Below are 18,682 nucleotides of genomic sequence, written 5' to 3' on the forward strand. Positions count from 1 at the left end.
GGTACGGCGCAGTCCGCATCCGTCGACGGTCGGCGTTGACCGAATTGCCCTCGTGGCCCGGACGCTAGATTCCTGGGATTTCCCGATGGTGTCCCAAGTGTTTCACCAGTGTTACGTGCCGCGTGAGGCCCTCCGCTGATCCGGTGGCCGCCGTGTCGCGGCCAGGGCGATTCCCCTTTCCCTCGTGGGACTCGACGCCGCCTGGGACCTCGCGGCCGGCGCCCGGCTAGGCTCGGCCTGTGAGCTCGAACCAGCCGCCCGCCACCGACGTCCAGCTGCCCGAACGCGGCCCCGGCTCGCCGGGGAGCTGGCCGCGGCGCATCGGGGCGCTGCTGCTCGACTGGCTCGCGGGCAACCTCGTCGCGTTCATCGTCACCGGCGGCGACTCCGGCGTCTGGGACGCGCAGAGTGACGTGTTCTGGCTGCCGCTGGTCTGCTGGTACCTGCTCGTGGTGCTGTCCACGACACTGGCGGGCGGCAGTCTGGGCCAGCTGATGCTGGGGCTGCGGGTGGCGCATCTGGGCGGACGGCGCGTCAACCTGCTGGTCGCGGCGGTGCGAACCCTGATGATCGCGCTGGTCATTCCGCCCCTGGTGTTCACGCGCGACGGTCGCGGCTTGCACGACCTCGCCTCCAACACCGCGGTCGTCAACGTCCGCTGAACACGCTTGGGGCCGACGGCGTCAGCCTGCGGTCGGCGGGGACTCGCCTCTGTCGCTCGCCGGGTGGACCCCTCCCGTTCGGGTGGGTAGGCCCACCCTACGGGCGGGCACCGACACCCTCCGCAATCCAGGCAGCGGGCACGCGACTCACGGCCGGGGAGCTGCACCCCGCGGCTGAGCCAGCCGGGGAGCTGCACCCCGCGGCTGAGCCAGCCGGGGAGCTGCACCCCGCGGCTGAGCCAGCCGGGGAGCTGCACCCCGCGGCTGAGCCGTTCAGCGGCCGGGAAGCTGCGTTCCGCGGGGGATGCGGGCACCCTTGGGCAGCGGGCCCTTGGGGATGCCGATGGGCGTGCTGCCCAGCGCCCGCAGCCGCTGCCGCAGCTCGGTGACCTCGGCCGGCCGGATGTTCTTGGGCAGCTTGTTGAGGTGCCGGGTGAGCCGGGGGAGCGGCACCTGGCCGTCCTCGCGGCCCACGATGATCTCGATGACCGGCATCTCGGGCGCGACCCGGGCGTGGCGCTTCTTCTCCTGCGCCAGCAGGTTGGCGACCCGGCCGGCGACGGCGCCCTCGCCGATGAGCACGATGCCGGGGCGGCCGACGGCGCGGTGGACGACGTCCTGGTGGCGGTTTGCGCCGACCATGGGCGTGGTGTCCCAGCCGCGGCGCAGCGTGCCCAGGGCGGCCGCGGCGGCGCCGGGCTGGCCTTCGATCTGGCCGTACGCGGCCCGCTCGGCCCGCCGTCCGAACACGATGGCGGCGGCCAGCAGCGCGATGGGCAGACCGACGATGATCCACAGCCACAGCGGGCCGACGAACAGGCCCACGAGCACCGACAATGCGATGACGCCGAGCAGGATGCCGAGAATGATCCACCCGACCCAGCGGTCGGACCGGCGGGCCATTTTGTAGGTCTGCCGGATCTGCGCGATGCGTCCGGTCTTCTCGGTTCCCGCCTCGTCGTTGCGTGCCATGGGGAGAAGAGTACTTCTTCGCTGGTGGTGCTCCGGAACCACCCGAAAGCGACAGCCGAGCCGTCCGCCGTCAGCGCGCGGCGCGGGCCTCCATGGCCTGCCGGTAGAGCCTGCCGGCGCGGTACGACGAGCGCACCAGCGGCCCGGACATGACGCCCGCGAAGCCGATCTGCTCGGCCTCGGCCTGCAGCTCCACGAACTCCTCGGGCTTGACCCACCGCTCGATGGGGTGGTGCCGGACGGAGGGGCGCAGGTACTGCGTGATGGTGATGAGGTCGCAGCCGGCCTCGTGCAGGTCGACCAGCGCCTGCGAGATCTCTTCGCGGGTCTCGCCCATGCCGAGGATGAGGTTCGACTTGGTGATCATGCCTGCGGCCCGGGCGATGGAGATGACGTCGAGCGAGCGCTCGTACCGGAACGCCGGCCGGATGCGCTTGAAGATGCGCGGCACGGTCTCGACGTTGTGCGCGAACACCTGCGGCTGCGCGTCGAAGACCTGCTGCAGCAGCTCGGCGCGGCCGGAGAAGTCGGGCGTCAGGATCTCGACCCCGGTGTTCGGGTTGAACTTGTGGATCTCGCGGATGGTCTCGGCGTAGAGCCAGGCGCCCTCGTCGGGGAGGTCGTCGCGGGTGACGCCGGTGACCGTGGCGTAACGCAGGCCCATGGCCTGGACCGACTCGGCGACCCGGCGCGGCTCGTCGCGGTCGAGGTCGTCGGGCTTGCCGGTGTCGATGAGGCAGAAGTCGCACCGTCGCGTGCAGTGGTCGCCCCCGATGAGGAACGTCGCCTCGCGGTCTTCCCAGCACTCGAAGATGTTGGGGCAGCCGGCCTCTTGGCAGACCGTGTGCAGGCCCTCGCGTTTCACCAGCGACTGCAGCTCGCGGTACTCCGGGCCCATGGTCGCCTTCGTCTTGATCCAGGAAGGCTTCTTCTCGATGGGCGTGGCGGCGTTGCGTACCTCGAGGCGGAGCAGCCGACGTCCCTCCGGTGCGACAGTCACCCCTTCACCTTACGTCTGCGGCTGCAGCGCGAGGAGATCGTCGAGGTGACGTTCGACATACGGGAGCACCTCGGCGACGGTGACCCGGCGGCCCAGCTCCTTCGAGAGCGTGGTGGTGCCGGCGTCGCTGATGCCGCAGGCGATGATGCGGTCGTACCAGCCGAGGTCGTTGTCGCAGTTGAGGGCGAACCCGTGCATGGTGACGCCCTGGGCGACCCGCAGCCCGACGGCGCCCAGCTTGCGGTCGGGGCCGCCGTCGCCGGGCTGGATCCAGACGCCGCTGCGGCCGTCGACCCGGACGCCGTCGACGCCGAAATCGTGGCAGACGTCGAGCATGAGCTGCTCGACGCGGCGGACGTAGCCGATGACGTCGTACGGCTCGGGCAGCTCGAGGATCGGGTAGCCGGTGAGCTGGCCCGGCCCATGCCAGGTGATCTTGCCGCCCCGGTCGACGTCGATGACCGGCGCGCCGGCGTCGAGCAGTGGCCGCTCGTCGGGCGTGGTGCGCTTGCCCGCCGTGTAGACCGCCTCGTGCTCGAGCAGCACGACGGTGTCGTCGATCTCGCCCGCGACCCGCGCGGCGTGCAGCCGCCGCTGCTCGTCCCAGGCCTCCTGGTACGGCACGTAGCCCTCGTGCCGGATGATCCGTAGCTCGCCCACAGACGTCGAGCCTACGCCCGCCGGGAAGGCTTCCGGCAACACCGCGGTTGGCACCTGTCGTGACCTCTTCTCCTCCGGCGGGCTCCCGCAGCGCGCAGGCCCGCTTCCGCGGAGTACCCCTGTCCGTTCTCGACCTCGCTCCTGTCGTCACGGGGTCGACCCCGTCGGCGGCCCTGGCGAACACGCTGGAGCTGGCCCGGCTGGCCGACGGCCTGGGCTTCCGGCGCTACTGGCTGGCCGAGCACCACAACATGCCGGGCATCGCCAGCTCCGCGCCGCCGATCCTCATCGGGGCGGTGGCCGCCGCGACGACGGCGATCCGGGTCGGCTCGGGCGGGGTCATGCTGCCCAACCACATGCCGCTCGTGGTCGCCGAGCAGTTCGGCACGCTCGATGCGCTGCACCCCGGTCGCATCGACCTCGGCATCGGCCGGGCGCCGGGGACCGACGGGCTGACGGCGCACGCGCTGCGCGGGAGCAGCGACCCGCGCCTGGTCGAGGAGTTCCCGCAGCATCTGGCCCAGGTCCGGGCCTTTTTCTCCGGCGACTGGCCCGCCGACCACCCCTACGCCGCCATCACCGCGACGCCGGGCCGAGGCGCGGACGTGCCGGTCTGGCTGCTCGGGTCCAGCGACTACAGCGCGCAGGCGGCGGCCGCGCTGGGGCTGCCCTTCTCGTTCGCGCACCACTTCAGCTCGGCGAACACCGTCCCGGCGCTGACGCTCTATCGCGACCGCTACCAGCCGTCGGCCGCCCACCCCGCGCCCCACGCGATGGTCGCCGTCAGCGTCGTGCTGGCCGACGACGACGCGCGCGCGGAGTGGCTCGCCGCGCCGATGAAGCTGTCGATGCTGCGCGTCCGGACCGGGCGGCCGGGGCCCCTGCCGACGCCCGAGGAGGCCGCGGCGCACACGTTCACCCCGGCCGAGCTGGAGATGATGGCGCCGTTCCTGGGCGGGCAGATCGCGGGCGGGCCCGACACCGTCCGCCGCGAGCTGGCGGCGCTGCTGGACCGGACGGCGGCCGACGAGCTCATGATCGTGACGACGGTGACCCCGCAGGCCGACCGGCTGCGCTCCTACGAGCTGCTGGCGAAGCTGCTGCCCTGACGCCGGCGGACCACGCCCGGTGTGGGCGAGTTACTGCTGCTGTGGCGGTAATGGCTCGCCCCCGACGGCGAGGCCGCCCGGCACGGACCCCGCCCGGCTGGGTGGGAGGCCCACCCTACGGGCGGGCACCGACAACGCCGCCGTCGCGCAGGCCGGCACGGTCGCGGTGGCGGTCGCCGGATCGACCCCGCCCGGCCGGGTGGGAGGCCCACCCTACGGGCGGGCACCGACACCGTCGTGAGCCGAACGTCGCGGAGCTGAACCTGCGCCTCGTCAGACGGGCTCGGCGGTGAGGACGGACTCCTTGGCCTCGCCGCCGACCGCGTCGACGACGTAGCCGCGGGCGCCGTCGCGCTCGGCGTGGACGGCGGCCAGCTCCGTCCCGCGGTACAGCAGGCCGGCGCCGTCGTCGGTGGCGTACGAGGTGGGCAGGACGCCGTCGGCGACCATCCGGTGCAGGACGACGCGGCGCTCCTCCTCGGAGTCGTAGTGCACGCCGTTGCCGTACGGCAGCAGCGCGAGCCCGTCGGTGACCGCGCGCAATCGCGGCCCGAACGAGTCGGTCGGGCCGCCCGCGTGCCAGCAGATCGAGCCCGCCGACACGCCGGCCAGAACGACGCCGGCCTCCCACGCCTCGCGCATGACGTCGTCGAGGCCGTGCAGCCGCCACATCGCGAGCAGCCCCGCGACCGAGCCCCCGCCGACCCAGAGCACGTCCTGGGCCAGCACGTGCGCCCGGACGTCCTCGACGTTCGGCATCGGGAACAGGCTCAGGTGGGACACGTCGACCGACCAGCCCGCGAACGCGGCGTACGTGAGCTGGACGTAGCTCACGTTGTCGCCGGACGCCGTCGGCAGGAAGCACAGCTTGGGCCGATCGGCGCCGGTCAGCCGCAGCGCGAGCTTCGCCAGCCCCGCCGGCCGGAGGTTGTCGCGGGCGTCGCGGGCGAACCCGCCGCTGGTGGCGAGGATGGTCGGCGTGCGGGTCATCGGGCCTCCTGGTCGTGGACGAGCGTCTGTCGTGCCCGGCGGCGACGGTAGCTCAGGACGGCCGCGACCACGGCCAGCGCTCCCAGCACGACGGCGGCCGCGGCCAGCGGCGAGGCCGACGCGACCTCGGCCGCGCCCCACACCACGCTCAGCCCGCCGACGGTCCAGACGACCGCCCACAGCGCCGACCCGACGAGCATCGCCGCCAGATAGCGGCCGAACGGCATGCGGGTGGCGCCGGCGACCGCGTTGACGGCGGTCTGGACGCCGATGGTCAGGAACGACAGCGTGACGGCGGCCGGACCGTACCGCGCGACGACCCGTTCGGCCCGGGCCAGGCGGTCGCGGCCGATGCGGTCGCCCCAGCGTGACCGCGCGATCCCCGTCCCGGCGGCGCGTCCCAGCCAGTAGGTCGCCTGGGCGCGCGCGACGACGATGCCGAACATCACCGCGATGCCGATCCAGAGGGGAAGTCCGAACGGGCTCTCGGGGGCGGCGAGCGGCGTGACCCCGTCCATGTCCGGCATCGTAGTCACCGTCGCGACACGCCCGACGAAGCATCCGGACCGATGTGTGACATCGGCCCTGCGGACTTGTGACACGGCCGATGAGGCATCCGGGCCCGAGGTTTGCAACGATGGGCCGATGCAGGGTCTCGAGACTCCCGCGGGTTACACCGTCACCCGGCGGCTCGGCTCCGACGCGTCGGCCATGTTCCTCGCGCGAGAGGACGCGACCGGTGCGTCCGTCACCCTGCGTTTCGTCGGCCAGCCCGACCGCCAGGTGCGCGACCGCCTCCGGCTCTCCGCGGCGGCATTGCGCTCCGTCAATCACCCGCACGTCATCGAGTTCCTCGATATCGTCGACGGTCCCGGCGGCGTGGTCGTCGTGCTGGGCGCGGCCGAGGGCGGAAGCCTGGCCGGCATCATCGGCGCACGCGGCGTGCTGCCGGCCGGCGAGGTCGTGACGGCCTGCGCCCCGGTCGCCGAAGGGCTCACCGAGGTGCACCGCCGCGGGCTCGTCCACGGCGACCTCACGCTCGACGACATCGTCTTCAGCCTCGACGGCCGGCCCATGGTCGCCGGCATCGGGCTGGTCCAGGCCGGCATCCCGCTGCGGGTCGGCCAGCGCGCGCGGCCGGTGCCGCCCGAGGTCCAGGCCGGCTCGCCGCCCGGCCCGCCGGCCGATGTGTACGGGCTGGTCACGGCCGCCGTCGTCGCCCTGACGGGGTATCTGCCGTCCGCGCGGCTCTCGCTGCCCGCCGTCCCGCCGGCCACCCAGGCGCTGCTGGCCAGCGCGCTCGACCCCGTGCCCAACCGGCGTCCGCCCGCCAGCAGCATCGGCAACGTCTTCTTCGCCGTCGCCGACCCCGCACCGGTCGAGCTCGTCCTCGAAGAGGGCCACGCGACGACGGGCACCATGCGGCCGGTCCTCGACGCCCCCGCCATGGGCGCCGACGACGACGTGGCCGCCTTCATGCGCCGCTCCACCGCCACCGGCCGCCGCGCCCGCCGCCGGGCCGAGTCCGGCGACCAGCGCGACGTCCCCGAGGTCGGCACGCCGGGCGCCATCGGCGGCCTGGTGGGGCCGGCGGGCGCGGCTGGCGCTGCCGGTGCCGCTGGCGCCGCCGGCGCTTCTGCGGCTCCGGGCGTGGGTGCGCCGCCCGTGCCGGGTGGCGCCGGGGCGAGCCCGACGGCGCCCACCGGGCCGATCCGCACGCCGCGCCGTGGCCGCCGTGGGCGGGGTGAGGCGACCCCGGCCGGCCCGGGCGGCGCGGGGCCGGGTGGCGCCGGGCCGGGTGGCGCTGGGCCGGGCGGTCCTGGCGGGCGTGGTCCCGGCGGCATCGACGACGGCGCCAACGTGCCGGTGCCCGACGGCGTGCTGCCGGGCGAGCGCCGCCGCGGCCGCAGCGCCGGCGAAGCTCTCGCCGCCGCGCCGGCCGCGAAGCAGTCGCGCCGCGGCCGTCCGCCCGCACCCGAGGACCCTGACGGCGGCACGAAGCGCAAGGACCGCCTCTGGATCGTCAGCGCGCTGGTGGCATTGCTGCTGGTGGCGGGCGTGGCGATCGTCGGCTGGCGCATCTTCGGCGACGACACCCCGACGGCCGGCCCCGGCACCGGCTCCAGCCCCAGCGACACCGAGGCGTCGACCGACCTCTGCGGTGGGCCGCAGCCCGCGCCCACCGCGCCGCCGCCCGCCGTCACCGACTGGACGCAAGAGGTCCAGCGGCTGTACTCGCTGCGCGCGCAGGCGTTCGAGGAGAGCAACCCCGAGCTGCTCTGCGAGGTGCACGCCCCGACCAACTCCATCCTCGCCGACGACGCCGAGCTCCTCGAGGAGTACGCCGACGCCGGGGTCCACACCGAGGGCCTCACCTTCGAGGTGGTCAACGCCGAACTGGTCTCGCAAGAGGGCGGCCGGGCGACGGTCACCATCACCCAGCGCATCCCCGACTACACGCTGGTCAACGAGGACGGCGAGGTCGAGCAGGAGATCGCCGGCACCGAGGACCAGACCTGGGACGCCGACCTCGTCGCCGTCGCCAACCCCGACGGCACCACGTCCTGGCGGTTCGGCTAGTGCGCCGGAGTCGTGTGCCGAGCCGGTGGGTCAGCCCTTTGCTGTCTCGATCGACGAGGGTGCGCCTCGAGTCCGCGCCCTCGGCTCAACAGCACCAGGGGGCCCGCCATACGGCAGGAGCGCGCGCGATCATCGGCGATCGACCACGCCAGGACGGGGTCGATCGCCGATGATCACGGAGATCCACAGGTAGCGGCCAGCGGAACCAGCAGGTGGCTGGCAAGCGCGGCAGATCCCGGCGAGCCGGCGTCACAGAGCGGCGCGGATGATCTCGCGCACGTCCTCGTGGTCGAACGTGAACCCCGCCTCGGTCAATCTCGTGGGCAGGATCCGCAGGCTGCCCAGCAGTTCCGACGACGCCTCGCCGAGGGCGATCTGCAGGCCGATCCCCGGCACCGGCAGCAGCCGGGGCCGGTGCAGCTCGTGGGCCAGGACCCGGCTGAACTCGCCGTTGGACACCGGCGCCGGGCAGCAGACGTTGTACGGGCCCACGCACCCGTGCTGCTCGATCATGAACCGCAGCGCCCGGACCACGTCGTGCAGCGACACGGGGCTCCAGAACTGCTCCCCGTTGCCGAAGTGACCGCCCAGGCCCAGCCGGAACAGCGGCAGCAGCGGCTTCAGCGCCCCGCCGCCGGGCCCGATCACCAGGCCGAACCGAGGGTGGCAGACGGCGATGTCGGCGGCCCGGGCGGGGGCGGCGGCGTGCTCCCAGTCCTGGCACAGCCGCGCGAGGAAGCCGTCGCCGGCCTCGGACTCCTCGTCCAGCACCTCGCGGCCGCGGTCGGGGCCGTAGAAGCCCATGGCCGAGGCCGACACGAAGACCCGGGGCCGGGTCGAGAGCCCGGTCAGGGCCGACGCGAGCACCGTCGTCGAGCGGATGCGGCTGTGGTGGAGCTGCTTCTTGAACCGTCGCGTCCACCGCCGCGAGCCGACGTTGATGCCGCCCAGGTGCACGACGGCCTCGACGCCGGCCATACGGGCCAGCGGGACCACGCCCTGCTCGGGGTCCCACTGTGCCTCGTCCGGGGCGGCCGGACGGTGCCGGACCAGCCGCAGCACGTCGTGGCCGGCGGACTCCAGGCCCGCGACGAGCGCCGTGCCGATGAACCCGCTGGAACCCGCGACCGCGACCCGCACGCGCTTACACGCCCAGGTCGGCCTCGAACGCCCCGCCCTCGAGCCGCTTCTTCACCGTGCCGAGGAACCGGGCGGCGTCGGCGCCGTCGATGAGCCGGTGGTCGTAGCTCAGCGCGAAGTACACCATGTGCCGCACGGCGATGGTCTCGCCCAGGTTGGGGTCGTCGATGACCATCGGACGCTTGACGACGGCGCCGGTGCCGAGGATGGCGACCTGCGGCTGGAAGAAGATCGGCGTGTCGAACAGCGCGCCGCGGCTGCCGGTGTTGGTCAGCGTGAACGTGCCGCCGGTGATCTCGTCGGGCGTCAGCTTGCCGGTGCGCGCCTTCTCGGCGACCTCGGCGATCTTGCGGGCCAGCCCGGCGATGTTGAGGTCGCCGGCGTCCTTCACGACGGGGACCAGCAGGCCCTGCTCGGTGTCGACGGCGATGACGAGGTTCTCGCGGTCGTGGTAGGTGACCTCGCCCTTCTCGACGTCGATGGACGCGTTGATCTTCGGGTGCGCCTTGAGCGCCTCGACCGCGGCCTTCGCGAAGAACGGCAGGAACGACAGCTTGACGCCCTCGCGCTGGGCAAAGTCGCCCTTCAGGCGGTCGCGCAGCCGGGCCAGCGTGGTGATGTCGATCTCGATGACGGTGGTGAGCTGCGCGGTCTCTTGCAGCGACTCGTGCACGCGCTTGGCGATGACCTTGCGCATGCGGGTCAGCTTCTCGGTGGTGCCACGCAGCGGCGACGGCTCGACCGACTCGGCCGCCGCGGCGGGCTGGGCCGCCGGTGCGGGGGCCGACGGCGCCGGCTGTGCGGCGGCCGCCTTGGCGGCCTCGGCCGCGGCGAGCACGTCCTGCTTGCGGACCCGCCCGCCGACGCCGGTGCCCTGGACGCTGCCGAGGTCGACGTTGTGCTCGGCGGCCAGCTTGCGCACCAGCGGCGTGACGTACGTGGCGCCGTTGCCCGACGGGGCCGCGGCGGGCGCCGATGGAGCCGGAGCGGACGGCGGCGCCTGCGTGGCGGTGGCCTGCGGACCCTGGGTCTGCGCGGCCTGCGGCACCGGCTGCTCGGCCGGGGCCGCCTGAGCCGGCGCGGCCTGCTGCGGCGCGGGCGCCGCCTGCTGGGCCGGAGCCTCGTCCTGCGCCGGCGCGGACTCCTGTGCCGGAGCCGCGGGAGCGGGCGCGGCCGACGCGCCGTTGCCGCCGGCGGTGCCGACGAGCGCGAGCACGGCGCCGACCTCGACGGTCTCGTCCTCGGCGACCTTGATCTCGAGCAGCGTGCCGGCGACCGGCGACGGGATCTCGGTGTCGACCTTGTCGGTGGAGATCTCGAGCAGTGGCTCGTCGACGGCGACCGTGTCGCCCGGCTGCTTGAGCCAGCGCGTGACCGTGCCCTCGGTGACGCTCTCGCCCAGCGCCGGCAGGGTGACCGGCGTGCTCTCGCCCGAGCCACCGGCGCCGTCGCCCGACGAGGCCGGCGCGGCCTCCGCGGCCGGTGCCTCCGCGGCCGGAGCGGCCTCCTCGGACGGTGCCTCCGCAGCCGGTGCCTCCACCTGGGCCGGAGCGTCCTCGGCCGGAGGGGCCTCCTCGGCGGACGGAGCCTCCTGCGTCGGAGCGGCCTCGGCCTGGGCCGGCTCCTGGCCGCCGCTGCCGCCGTCGCCGCTGGTCTCGCCCTCCTCGCCGATGACCGCCAGCTCGGCGCCGACCTCGACGGTCTCGTCCTCGGCAACCTTGATCTCGAGCAGCGTGCCGGCGACCGGCGACGGGATCTCGGTGTCGACCTTGTCGGTGGAGATCTCGAGCAGTGGCTCGTCGACGGCGACCGTGTCGCCCGGCTGCTTGAGCCAGCGCGTGACCGTGCCCTCGGTGACGCTCTCGCCGAGTGCGGGCAAGGTGACGGAGGTTGCCATCGTCTGTCCTCTCGAGTCCTACATACCGTCTTCGCTACAAGGCCGAGGCAAGCTTATGCCCCGGCAGGTCAGCCGTGGACGTGCAACGGCTTGCCGGCGAGCGCCAGGTGCGCCTCGCCCAGGGCTTCGCTCTGGGTGGGGTGCGGGTGGATGAGCTGGGCGACCTCGTGCGGCATGGCCTCCCAGTTGTAGATGAGCTGGGCCTCGGCGATGAGCTCGCCGACCCGCGCGCCCACGAGGTGGATGCCGATGACCGGGCCGTCCTTCTCGCGCACGACCTTCGCGAAGCCCTGCGTCTTGAGGATCTGGCTCTTGCCGTTGCCGGCGAGGTTGTACTCGAGCGCCTCGACCTTGTCGTCGCCCAGCCGCTCCTTGGCCTGCGCCTCGGTGAGCCCTACCGAGGCGACCTCGGGGTCGCAGTAGGTGACCTTGGGGATGCCGAGGTCGTCGACCGGAACCGGGTTCAGGCCGGCGATGTGCTCGGCCACGAAGATGCCGTGGGCGAAGCCGCGGTGCGCCAGCTGCAGGCCGGGGACGATGTCGCCGACGGCGTAGACGTTCGGCACTGACGTGCGCAGCCGCTCGTCGGTGACGACGAAGCCGCGGTCGAGCGTGACGCCGTTCTCCTCGTAGCCGAGGTTCTCGGTGACCGGGCCGCGGCCGACGGCGACCAGCAGCACCTCGGCGTCGATGGTCTCGCCGTTCTCGAGCGACACGGTGACGCCGTCGTCGCGCTTCTCGACGCCGGCGAACCGGACGCCGGTCTTGAAGCCGATGCCGCGCTTGCGGAACGTGCGCTCGACCACCTTCGAGGCGGCCTCGTCCTCGGCCGGGACCAGCCGGGGGAGCGCCTCGACGATGGTGACCTCGGCGCCGAACGAGCGCCAGACGCTGGCGAACTCGACGCCGATGACGCCGCCGCCGAGCACGACCACCGACGACGGCACGCGGTCGAGCGTGAGCGCCTCGTAGCTGCTGAGGACGTGGGTGCCGTCGATCTCGAGGCCGGGCAGCGTGCGGTTGCGCGACCCCGTGGCGAGGACGACGTTGCGGCCCTCGTAGCGGGTGCCGGCGACCTCGACGGCGTTGGGCGCGACGAGCGTGCCCTCGCCCTCGACGAACGTCACCTTGTTGGCCTTGACCAGGCCCTGCAGGCCCTTGTAGAGCCGTGCGACGATGCCGTCCTTGTAGGAGTTGACGCCCGGCATGTCGATGCCCTCGAACGAGGTCTTGACGCCGAACTGCTCGCTCTCGCGGGACTGGTCGGCCACCTCGGCGGCGTGCAGCAGCGCCTTGGTGGGGATGCAGCCGTAGTGCAGGCAGGTGCCGCCGACCTTGTCCTTCTCGATCAGGGCGACGCTCAGTCCCAGCTCGCTGGCGCGGAACGCCGCGGCGTAGCCGCCGCTTCCGCCGCCGAGGATGAGGACGTCGAATGCGGCGGTGTCGGCCACGGTGGTGCTCCTCGATGTCGTCGGTGTCGTCGAGACGTCTGTCGCGGGTGGCTCCGGCCGGGATCGGCCCGCCGAAGCTCCTTCCACGTCAACAGCATCCTTCCATCCGCTGTTCCGACACCATTCACCGGACCGGGACGTTGCACTGTGGCGAGGTACTGTCGCGATACGGTCCTGGTTTCCACCAGGCGAACGAGACTCGGAGGTCGACACGATGGGGTTGTTCCGGCGACGGCGGAAGAGCGCCGAGGGCAGCTTGGATCGCGCTGCCGACTCCGCCGACGTCAAGCACCTCGAGGAGTTCGCCCGGACCCGCCGGGGCGTCGAGGCGTTCGTCGAGCCGCCCACCACCATGACGGCGACCACCGTCGTCTTCGTCGCCCACGACGGCGAGTGGACCCGCCGCCGGGTCCGCGACGCCGCCGCCGCGCACGGGCTGGCCCGCAAGCTGGGCATCCCCGCGTACGACGCGCAGGTCGTGGGCTACCCGCAGCGCATGCGCGACTGGAACCGCAAGAACGGCGGCCGCGGCGTCTGAGCGCCGGCGACCGCCGTCCTCCGCCGTCCCCCTGCTGCATCCATTGTCGGCAGCGCGAGAGGCCGCCTCAAGCGGACCGACGGCGCTTCGCACGAGAGAGGGACCGCTTGACCCGACCTCTCGCGCCACCGCTACAGCAGCCATCAGGGGGACGCCCGAAAGAATGCGCGTGGCCCCTAGATCCGCTGTGCGTTGGGCCGGTCTGGCCGCTGACGGCTGCGATGGGGCGTGGCGACCAGTCCCGCCGGATGACGTCTCGCCGGCCGCGCACTGATACCCGGGAATCCGCCGGATACTCGCGAAACCGGTGCTTGGCGACCCCATTGCGGCGCTAAGCGCCGGTCTCGCGAGTATCCGCCGGTTTCGCGGAGCGACGTCAGCTGACGCCGTCGGCCAGATCCTCGACAAGGCGCACCAGGGTGCGCACGCCGGCGCCGGTGCCGCCCTTGGGCGTGTAGCCGAACGCCTTGTCGCTGAACGCCGGCCCGGCGATGTCGAGGTGCGCCCAGCCGATGCCGTCGGCGACGAACTCCTGCAGGAACAGCCCGCCCTGCAGCGCGCCGCCCCAGCGGTCGCCGATGTTGGCGATGTCGGCGATGGGGGAGTCGAGCTTCTCGCGCATGTCGGCCGGCAGCGGCAGCGGCCACATGGCCTCGCCGGCCCGGCCCGCGGCGTCATGGATGCCGGCGCTCAGTTCGTCGTCGTTGGCCATGATGCCCGAGACCCGCTTGCCCAGCGCGACGACGGCGGCGCCGGTCAGCGTGGCGACGTCGATGATGACGTCGGGCTCGTCCTCGGCGGCGCGCACGATGCCGTCGGCCAGCACCAGGCGGCCCTCGGCGTCGGTGTTGAGCACCTCGACGGTCTTGCCGCCATAGATCGTGATGACGTCGGACGGGCGCTGCGCGCTGCCCGACGGCATGTTCTCGGCCATGGCGGCGTACGCGGTGACGGCGACCTTGGTGCCGAGCGCGGCGATGGCGTGGACGGCGGCGATGACGGCCGCGGCGCCGCTCATGTCGCTCTTCATCTCCGGCATGCTGTCGGCCGGCTTGAGCGAGAGGCCGCCGGAGTCGAACGTGATGCCCTTGCCGACGAGTGCGACGTGCTTCCTCGCCCGCGACGGCCTGTAGGCGACGCGGACGAGCCGCGGCGGGTGCACGGAGCCCTGCCCGACGCCGATGAGGCCGCCGTAGCCGCCCTTGGCCAGCGCCTTCTCGTCGAGCACCTCGACGTCGAGCTTGGCGCTCTTGGCCAGCTTGGTGGCGGCGTCGGCGAACGTGGCCGGCGTGAGGTCGCGCGGCGGGAGGTTGACCCAGTCGCGGGCGCGGTTGACGGCGACCGAGACGGCCTCGGCGCGCGCGACCGCCTCTTTGACGCCCTTGGACTTGACGCCCGGGCCGATCAGCGTGACGGACGCCAGCGGGGCCTTCGGGTCGGCGCTCTTGTACCGGTCGAACGAGTAGCCGCCGAGCAGCAGCCCCTCGACGACCGCGGCGGCGTCGTGCTCGTCGAGGACGGGCAGTGCGACGGCGGCGGACGCCTTGCCGGCCAGCGCGCGGGCGGCGGCACCGGCGGCGCGGCGCAGCGACTCGTGGCGGGCGGGCGTGCCGGGCTCGGCCAGCGGCCCGGTTCCGACGGCGACCAGCAGGCCGGCCTTCGCGGCGCCCATGGCCGGCAGCTTCGTGACCTCGTCGGCCTTGCCCGTGGCACCGAGCTGCCCCAGCAGCTGTGCCAGCGAGCCCTTGAGGGCCTTGTCGAGGGATTCGCTGCCCGGCAGCAGGGCGACGTCGGCGTCGCCCGGGGCCACACCCACGACGACGGCGTCGGCCTTGACGCCCGTCGGGGCGGCGGAGGACAGGGCAATGCTGGTCACGGTTCTCCTGACGGTCGCGCGTTTCAGACGATTCCGCCCGATGCTACCGCCGGGTCACCCTCGTTCCACCTCGCGCCCGTCGCGCGGAGCGAACACCGTCAGCGCCTCGGCATCGGAGTACACGGTGCGCGCGTACGCGTCGGCCCAGGCGGCCGCACCCGGGTACGAGCTGGCCGCCACGACGGCGTCGCCGAGCGCCTCGGGGTCGACGGCCGTCGTCCGCAGCGTCACGACGCCGTCGCGCAGCAGCGCCCAGTGCGGACCGGGCCGACCGTACGGCATGCCGACGCTGCCCGGGTTGACGACCAGCCGGCGGTCGACCAGCCGCTGGAACGGCATGTGGGTGTGCCCGCAGACGACGGTGCGCACGTCGGCCGGGACCATGGACAGCACGTCGGCCCAGCGCGTCAGCGAGCTGTCGACCAGAACCACCTCGTCGTCGTCGCGCGGTGTGCCGTGGCAGAACAGCACCGGCCCGAACCCGTCGGCCTCGAGGGTGACCGGATGGGGGAGCGCGTCGAGCAGCTCGACCTGGTCCGGCCGCAGCTGCCGCCCGGCCCAGTCCGACACGTCGATGCCCGACGCGCCGCCGCGCGCGACGGTGACCAGCTCGCGGTCGGCGTTGCCCCGCACCCAGACGACGCGGTCGCCCTCGTCGGCGAGCCGGTCGAGGGTCTCGACGGGCAGCGGCCCGGCCGCGATGTCGCCGGTCAGCACGATGCGCTCGGCCGCACGGACGTCCGGCTCGGCCAGCACCGCCTCGAGCGCGGGCAGCGATCCGTGGACGTCGGACAGGACGGCGACGGAGGCGGCCATGCCCCGAGGATAGGGGAGGCCGGCACCTGCTGGTCACCCCGTAGGGTGTCGCCCGTGAGCACCGACGACCTCGCCAAGACCTCCCTGTACGACCGCCACGTGGCGCTGGGCGCCAAGTTCGCCGGGTTCGGCGGCTGGTCCATGCCGCTGCAGTACTCCGGCGTCGTCGACGAGCACACCGCCGTGCGCGAGCGGGTCGGGCTGTTCGACGTCAGCCACCTCGGGAAGGCATCGGTCACCGGGCCGGGCGCACGGGCGTTCGTCGACTCGTGCCTGACCAACAGCCTGGAGAAGATCGGGCCGGGGCAGGCGCAGTACACGCTGTGCTGCGACGAGTCCGGGGGAGTGGTCGACGACCTCATCGTGTACCTGCGTGCCGACGACGACCTGCTGCTGGTGCCCAACGCCGCCAACAACGCCGAGGTGGTCCGGCGGCTCGCCGCGGCCGCGCCCGGCGGGGTCGAGGTGCGCGACCGGCACCGCGACTACGCCGTGCTCGCCGTGCAGGGCCCGGGCAGCGACGAGGTGCTGACGGCGCTCGGGCTGCCCACCGGCCACCCGTACATGTCGTTCACCGAGACCGCGCACGACGGCGTCCCTCTGGTGGTGTGCCGCACCGGCTACACCGGCGAGCGCGGCTACGAGCTGCTGGTGCCGTGGGACGACGCCGCGACGGTGTGGGACGCACTGCTGGCGGCCGGGGCCGGCCACGGCATCGTGCCGGCCGGACTGGGCGCCCGCGACACTCTGCGCACCGAGATGGGCTACCCGCTGCACGGCCAGGACCTCTCGCTGGACATCTCGCCGGTGCAGGCGCGGGCCGGCTGGGCGGTCGGCTGGTCCAAGCCGGCGTTCTGGGGCCGCGACGCGCTGCTGGCCGAGAAGGCGGCCGGCCCGGCGCGGCGGCTGCAGGGCATCAAGGCGCGCGGCCGCGGCATCCCGCGCCCGGGCATGACGGTGACCGCCGGCGGCGAGCCGGCCGGCACCGTCACGTCGGGGACATTCTCGCCGACGCTCAAGCAGGGCATCGGGCTGGCCCTGCTGCCGCCCGACATCGCCGAGGGCAGCGAGGTGCAGGTCGACGTGCGCGGCCGGGCCGAGACGTTCGAGGTCGTGCGGCCGCCGTTCGTGCGGCCCTCGACCAAGGGGAGCTGACCGGTCGCCGTGACGCGCGTGATCGTGCTCGACAGCGGCTGCAGCGCGGGCACCACGGCGCCGGCCCGGTCGCAGGCGGTCCTGCCCGAGCCTCGGCTGACCTTCGCCGTCGACTCCCTCATCGACGCGATGCCGGCGGCGCTTCAGGACGGCGACGGCGTCACCGGCATGGCCGCCGCCCCGGCCGATCTCGCGCACCGCGGCGTGACCTACGACCTCGAGGTCGACACCACCCACACCACGCCCGCGCAGTGCGCACGGACGGTGGCGGGGCGGCTCGGAGCCTAGTCCTCGGCGACCTCGAGCCGCCGCGGCGCGTGGCGCAGCGACGAGGACCAGGCGATCATCGCGGCGACGGCGAGCGACAGCTGGCTCAGCAGCAGCGCCTCGTCGGTCTCCATGACCCCGGCCAGCGCGCCGGCGACCAGGGCGCCCACCGGGTAGCCGAGCCCGAACGTGACCATGCGCCCCGCCGTCATGACCCGGCTCATCAGCGGCTCGGGGGTGACCTGCTGGCGCAGCGTGACCGAGACGGTCGCGATGAGGACGTAGGCGACGGACCAGGCGACGATGGCCAGTGCGCCGGCCACCCAGCTCTCGGCCATGGCCAGCGCGACGCCCGTGGCGGCGGCGAACGGCAGCGTGACCAGCGCCGCCCGCACGCCGCCGAAGCGGTGCATGAGCCGCGGCACGAGGACGCTGCCGATGACGCCCCCGACGCCCCAGGCGCCGAAGAGCATGCCCAGGCGCCAGTCGCCCTCCTGGACGCCCAGCGTGCGGTCGGCCCAGACGACGAGGATCGCCATCAGCGCACCGGCGCTGAAGGCGACCAGGATCCCGATGACGATCATCACGCGCACGATCGGGTGCCGCAGGATGAACCGCGTCCCGTCGGCGACGGCGGTCAGCCGCAGCGGGTTGACGCGGTCGCGGGCGCCGCTCAGGGGCCGGGTGATGCTGCGGATGAGCATGGCCGACGCCACGAACGTCAGCACGTCGACGGCGATGATCGAGGCGGGCGACACGACGACGATGAGGGCGCCGGCGGCCATGGGCACGACCGTCTCGGCCACCGTGCTGCCGCCGAACACCAGGGCGTTGGCCGCCGGCAACCGGTCGCGGCCGACCAGGCTGGGCAGCGCGCCCTGGTTGGCGGCGTCGAAGAACACGAAGATGGTCCGCACGCCGAACGCGGCGATGAGGACGTGAGCCGCGGTGAGCACGTCGAGCCAGTAGGCGACGGGCACGGTGGCGAGGGCGAGCGCGGCCAGGACGTCGGCGCCGACCATGACGCGGCGGCGGTCGACGTGGTCGGCGAGCGCCCCGGCCCAGAGGCCGAAGACCAGGTACGGGACGGCCTCGGCGACGATGACCAGCGAGGTCCAGGTGGCCGACCCGGTGATGCCGTAGATCAGCACCGGCATGGCGATGAACGTCACCGCCGAGCCCGTCAAGGAAACGATGCGCGCCGCCACGTACCGGAAGACGTCCGGATCACTGAGCAGACGCGTGCGCCGCGTAGGCGCTGAACTACTCACGTCGATGAACCCCCGCCCCCCGGCATTCGAACTTTACGCGGAAGGCAACAGCATGACGCGTGACTTGTCAAGGCGCGCTGGGGCGCGTCGCCGGGCGCCCACGAGGCGCCCGCCGAAGTGGCCCTGGCGCCGTTGCTCCGATGGAGGAACGAGGGCGCGTCGTTGCCGTCCCCTGCGCGGCAACGACGCACCCTTGTACCCGTCAAGACAGAGCGGGCCGCGGGTTATGACGCGGGCCGGCGGAGAATTCTTCGTGTGACGTGGGCAACAGCGGGCCGGGCGCCGTTGCGCGGGCGGC

17 protein-coding genes are annotated in these 18,682 nt (G+C 73.5%); 6 read left to right on the plus strand and 11 right to left on the minus strand.

Features of this window, described 5'->3' with window-relative positions:
• The first annotated feature begins 239 nt into the window (after positions 1-239).
• On the plus strand, positions 240-662 hold the full coding sequence (locus tag E1212_RS12570) for an RDD family protein (protein ID WP_131982883.1): 423 nt from the start codon (positions 240-242) through the stop codon (positions 660-662).
• Between the two features lie 273 nt (positions 663-935).
• On the opposite strand, the gene E1212_RS12575 is transcribed toward E1212_RS12570, so the two are convergent.
• The 3 genes from E1212_RS12575 to lipB all read right to left on the minus strand — a co-directional run bounded on the left by E1212_RS12575 (position 936) and on the right by lipB (position 3,294).
• Positions 936-1,634: a DUF4191 domain-containing protein gene (locus E1212_RS12575; RefSeq protein ID WP_131982885.1), complete on the minus strand. Its 699-nt coding sequence runs from the start codon at positions 1,632-1,634 to the stop codon at positions 936-938.
• A gap of 70 nt (positions 1,635-1,704) precedes the next feature.
• The gene (gene lipA / locus E1212_RS12580; protein ID WP_131982887.1) at positions 1,705-2,634 is read right to left on the minus strand and encodes a lipoyl synthase; all 930 of its coding nucleotides are present in this window, start codon (positions 2,632-2,634) and stop codon (positions 1,705-1,707) included.
• 9 nt (positions 2,635-2,643) lie between these two features.
• Positions 2,644-3,294, minus strand: coding sequence for a lipoyl(octanoyl) transferase LipB (gene lipB / locus E1212_RS12585; RefSeq protein ID WP_203416800.1), 651 nt, complete (start codon positions 3,292-3,294; stop codon positions 2,644-2,646).
• Positions 3,295-3,353: 59 nt separating this feature from the next.
• Between lipB and E1212_RS12590 the strand changes: the two genes are divergently transcribed.
• The gene (locus E1212_RS12590; protein WP_131982889.1) at positions 3,354-4,403 is read left to right on the plus strand and encodes an LLM class flavin-dependent oxidoreductase; all 1,050 of its coding nucleotides are present in this window, start codon (positions 3,354-3,356) and stop codon (positions 4,401-4,403) included.
• A 273-nt stretch (positions 4,404-4,676) separates the two neighbouring features.
• Here the strand turns inward: E1212_RS12590 and E1212_RS12595 are convergent, their stop codons facing one another.
• Positions 4,677-5,393 carry a Type 1 glutamine amidotransferase-like domain-containing protein gene (locus E1212_RS12595; protein ID WP_131982890.1) on the minus strand — a complete coding sequence of 239 codons (717 nt, stop codon included), beginning with the start codon at positions 5,391-5,393 and terminating at the stop codon, positions 4,677-4,679.
• Complete coding sequence (locus E1212_RS12600; protein WP_131982892.1) at positions 5,390-5,911, minus strand: DedA family protein; 522 nt, start codon at positions 5,909-5,911, stop codon at positions 5,390-5,392. Before E1212_RS12600 ends, E1212_RS12595 begins: the two co-directional genes overlap by 4 nt.
• A 127-nt stretch (positions 5,912-6,038) precedes the next feature.
• Here E1212_RS12600 and E1212_RS12605 point away from each other — a divergent pair, with 127 nt between their 5' ends.
• Positions 6,039-7,973 carry a protein kinase domain-containing protein gene (locus tag E1212_RS12605; RefSeq protein ID WP_162605445.1) on the plus strand — a complete coding sequence of 645 codons (1,935 nt, stop codon included), beginning with the start codon at positions 6,039-6,041 and terminating at the stop codon, positions 7,971-7,973.
• A gap of 249 nt (positions 7,974-8,222) precedes the next feature.
• On the opposite strand, the gene E1212_RS12610 is transcribed toward E1212_RS12605, so the two are convergent.
• From E1212_RS12610 to lpdA, 3 genes are all read right to left on the minus strand, one after another.
• Positions 8,223-9,113 carry a TIGR01777 family oxidoreductase gene (locus tag E1212_RS12610; protein WP_131982896.1) on the minus strand — a complete coding sequence of 297 codons (891 nt, stop codon included), beginning with the start codon at positions 9,111-9,113 and terminating at the stop codon, positions 8,223-8,225.
• A 4-nt stretch (positions 9,114-9,117) separates the two neighbouring features.
• Positions 9,118-11,010, minus strand: coding sequence for a 2-oxoglutarate dehydrogenase, E2 component, dihydrolipoamide succinyltransferase (gene sucB, locus E1212_RS12615; RefSeq protein ID WP_131982898.1), 1,893 nt, complete (start codon positions 11,008-11,010; stop codon positions 9,118-9,120).
• Positions 11,011-11,078: 68 nt separating this feature from the next.
• Positions 11,079-12,461 carry a dihydrolipoyl dehydrogenase gene (gene lpdA / locus E1212_RS12620; RefSeq protein ID WP_131982900.1) on the minus strand — a complete coding sequence of 461 codons (1,383 nt, stop codon included), beginning with the start codon at positions 12,459-12,461 and terminating at the stop codon, positions 11,079-11,081.
• Between the two features lie 214 nt (positions 12,462-12,675).
• On the opposite strand from lpdA, the gene E1212_RS12625 reads away from it, so the two are divergent.
• Positions 12,676-12,999: a hypothetical protein gene (locus E1212_RS12625; RefSeq protein WP_131982902.1), complete on the plus strand. Its 324-nt coding sequence runs from the start codon at positions 12,676-12,678 to the stop codon at positions 12,997-12,999.
• A 376-nt stretch (positions 13,000-13,375) separates the two neighbouring features.
• On the opposite strand, the gene E1212_RS12630 is transcribed toward E1212_RS12625, so the two are convergent.
• On the minus strand, positions 13,376-14,875 hold the full coding sequence (locus E1212_RS12630; protein WP_131982904.1) for a leucyl aminopeptidase: 1,500 nt from the start codon (positions 14,873-14,875) through the stop codon (positions 13,376-13,378).
• A gap of 54 nt (positions 14,876-14,929) precedes the next feature.
• Positions 14,930-15,691, minus strand: coding sequence for a metallophosphoesterase family protein (locus E1212_RS12635; RefSeq protein ID WP_131982906.1), 762 nt, complete (start codon positions 15,689-15,691; stop codon positions 14,930-14,932).
• A 54-nt stretch (positions 15,692-15,745) separates the two neighbouring features.
• Here E1212_RS12635 and gcvT point away from each other — a divergent pair, with 54 nt between their 5' ends.
• Both gcvT and E1212_RS12645 read left to right on the plus strand, forming a co-directional pair.
• The gene (gcvT, locus tag E1212_RS12640) at positions 15,746-16,846 is read left to right on the plus strand and encodes a glycine cleavage system aminomethyltransferase GcvT (RefSeq protein WP_131982908.1); all 1,101 of its coding nucleotides are present in this window, start codon (positions 15,746-15,748) and stop codon (positions 16,844-16,846) included.
• A 9-nt stretch (positions 16,847-16,855) separates the two neighbouring features.
• Positions 16,856-17,134, plus strand: a complete 279-nt coding sequence (locus tag E1212_RS12645; RefSeq protein WP_203416801.1) for a phosphotransferase-like protein — start codon at positions 16,856-16,858, stop codon at positions 17,132-17,134.
• Here E1212_RS12645 and E1212_RS12650 read toward each other — a convergent pair.
• Positions 17,131-18,384, minus strand: a complete 1,254-nt coding sequence (locus E1212_RS12650) for an MFS transporter (protein ID WP_275296166.1) — start codon at positions 18,382-18,384, stop codon at positions 17,131-17,133. The genes E1212_RS12645 and E1212_RS12650 overlap by 4 nt on opposite strands.
• Positions 18,385-18,682 lie beyond the last annotated feature (298 nt).

The organism is Jiangella ureilytica (genome assembly GCF_004348545.1).
Taxonomy (GTDB): domain Bacteria; phylum Actinomycetota; class Actinomycetes; order Jiangellales; family Jiangellaceae; genus Jiangella; species Jiangella ureilytica.

Bases quoted from the DNA above. Each gene is read 5' to 3' on its own strand.
- sucB (WP_131982898.1), bottom strand. From the start codon at position 11,010: ATGGCAACCTCCGTCACCTTGCCCGCACTCGGCGAGAGCGTCACCGAG.
- E1212_RS12595 (WP_131982890.1), bottom strand. From the start codon at position 5,393: ATGACCCGCACGCCGACCATCCTCGCCACCAGCGGCGGGTTCGCCCGC.
- E1212_RS12605 (WP_162605445.1), top strand. From the start codon at position 6,039: ATGCAGGGTCTCGAGACTCCCGCGGGTTACACCGTCACCCGGCGGCTC.
- E1212_RS12635 (WP_131982906.1), bottom strand. From the start codon at position 15,691: ATGGCCGCCTCCGTCGCCGTCCTGTCCGACGTCCACGGATCGCTGCCC.
- E1212_RS12575 (WP_131982885.1), bottom strand. From the start codon at position 1,634: ATGGCACGCAACGACGAGGCGGGAACCGAGAAGACCGGACGCATCGCG.
- E1212_RS12600 (WP_131982892.1), bottom strand. From the start codon at position 5,911: ATGGACGGGGTCACGCCGCTCGCCGCCCCCGAGAGCCCGTTCGGACTT.
- E1212_RS12625 (WP_131982902.1), top strand. From the start codon at position 12,676: ATGGGGTTGTTCCGGCGACGGCGGAAGAGCGCCGAGGGCAGCTTGGAT.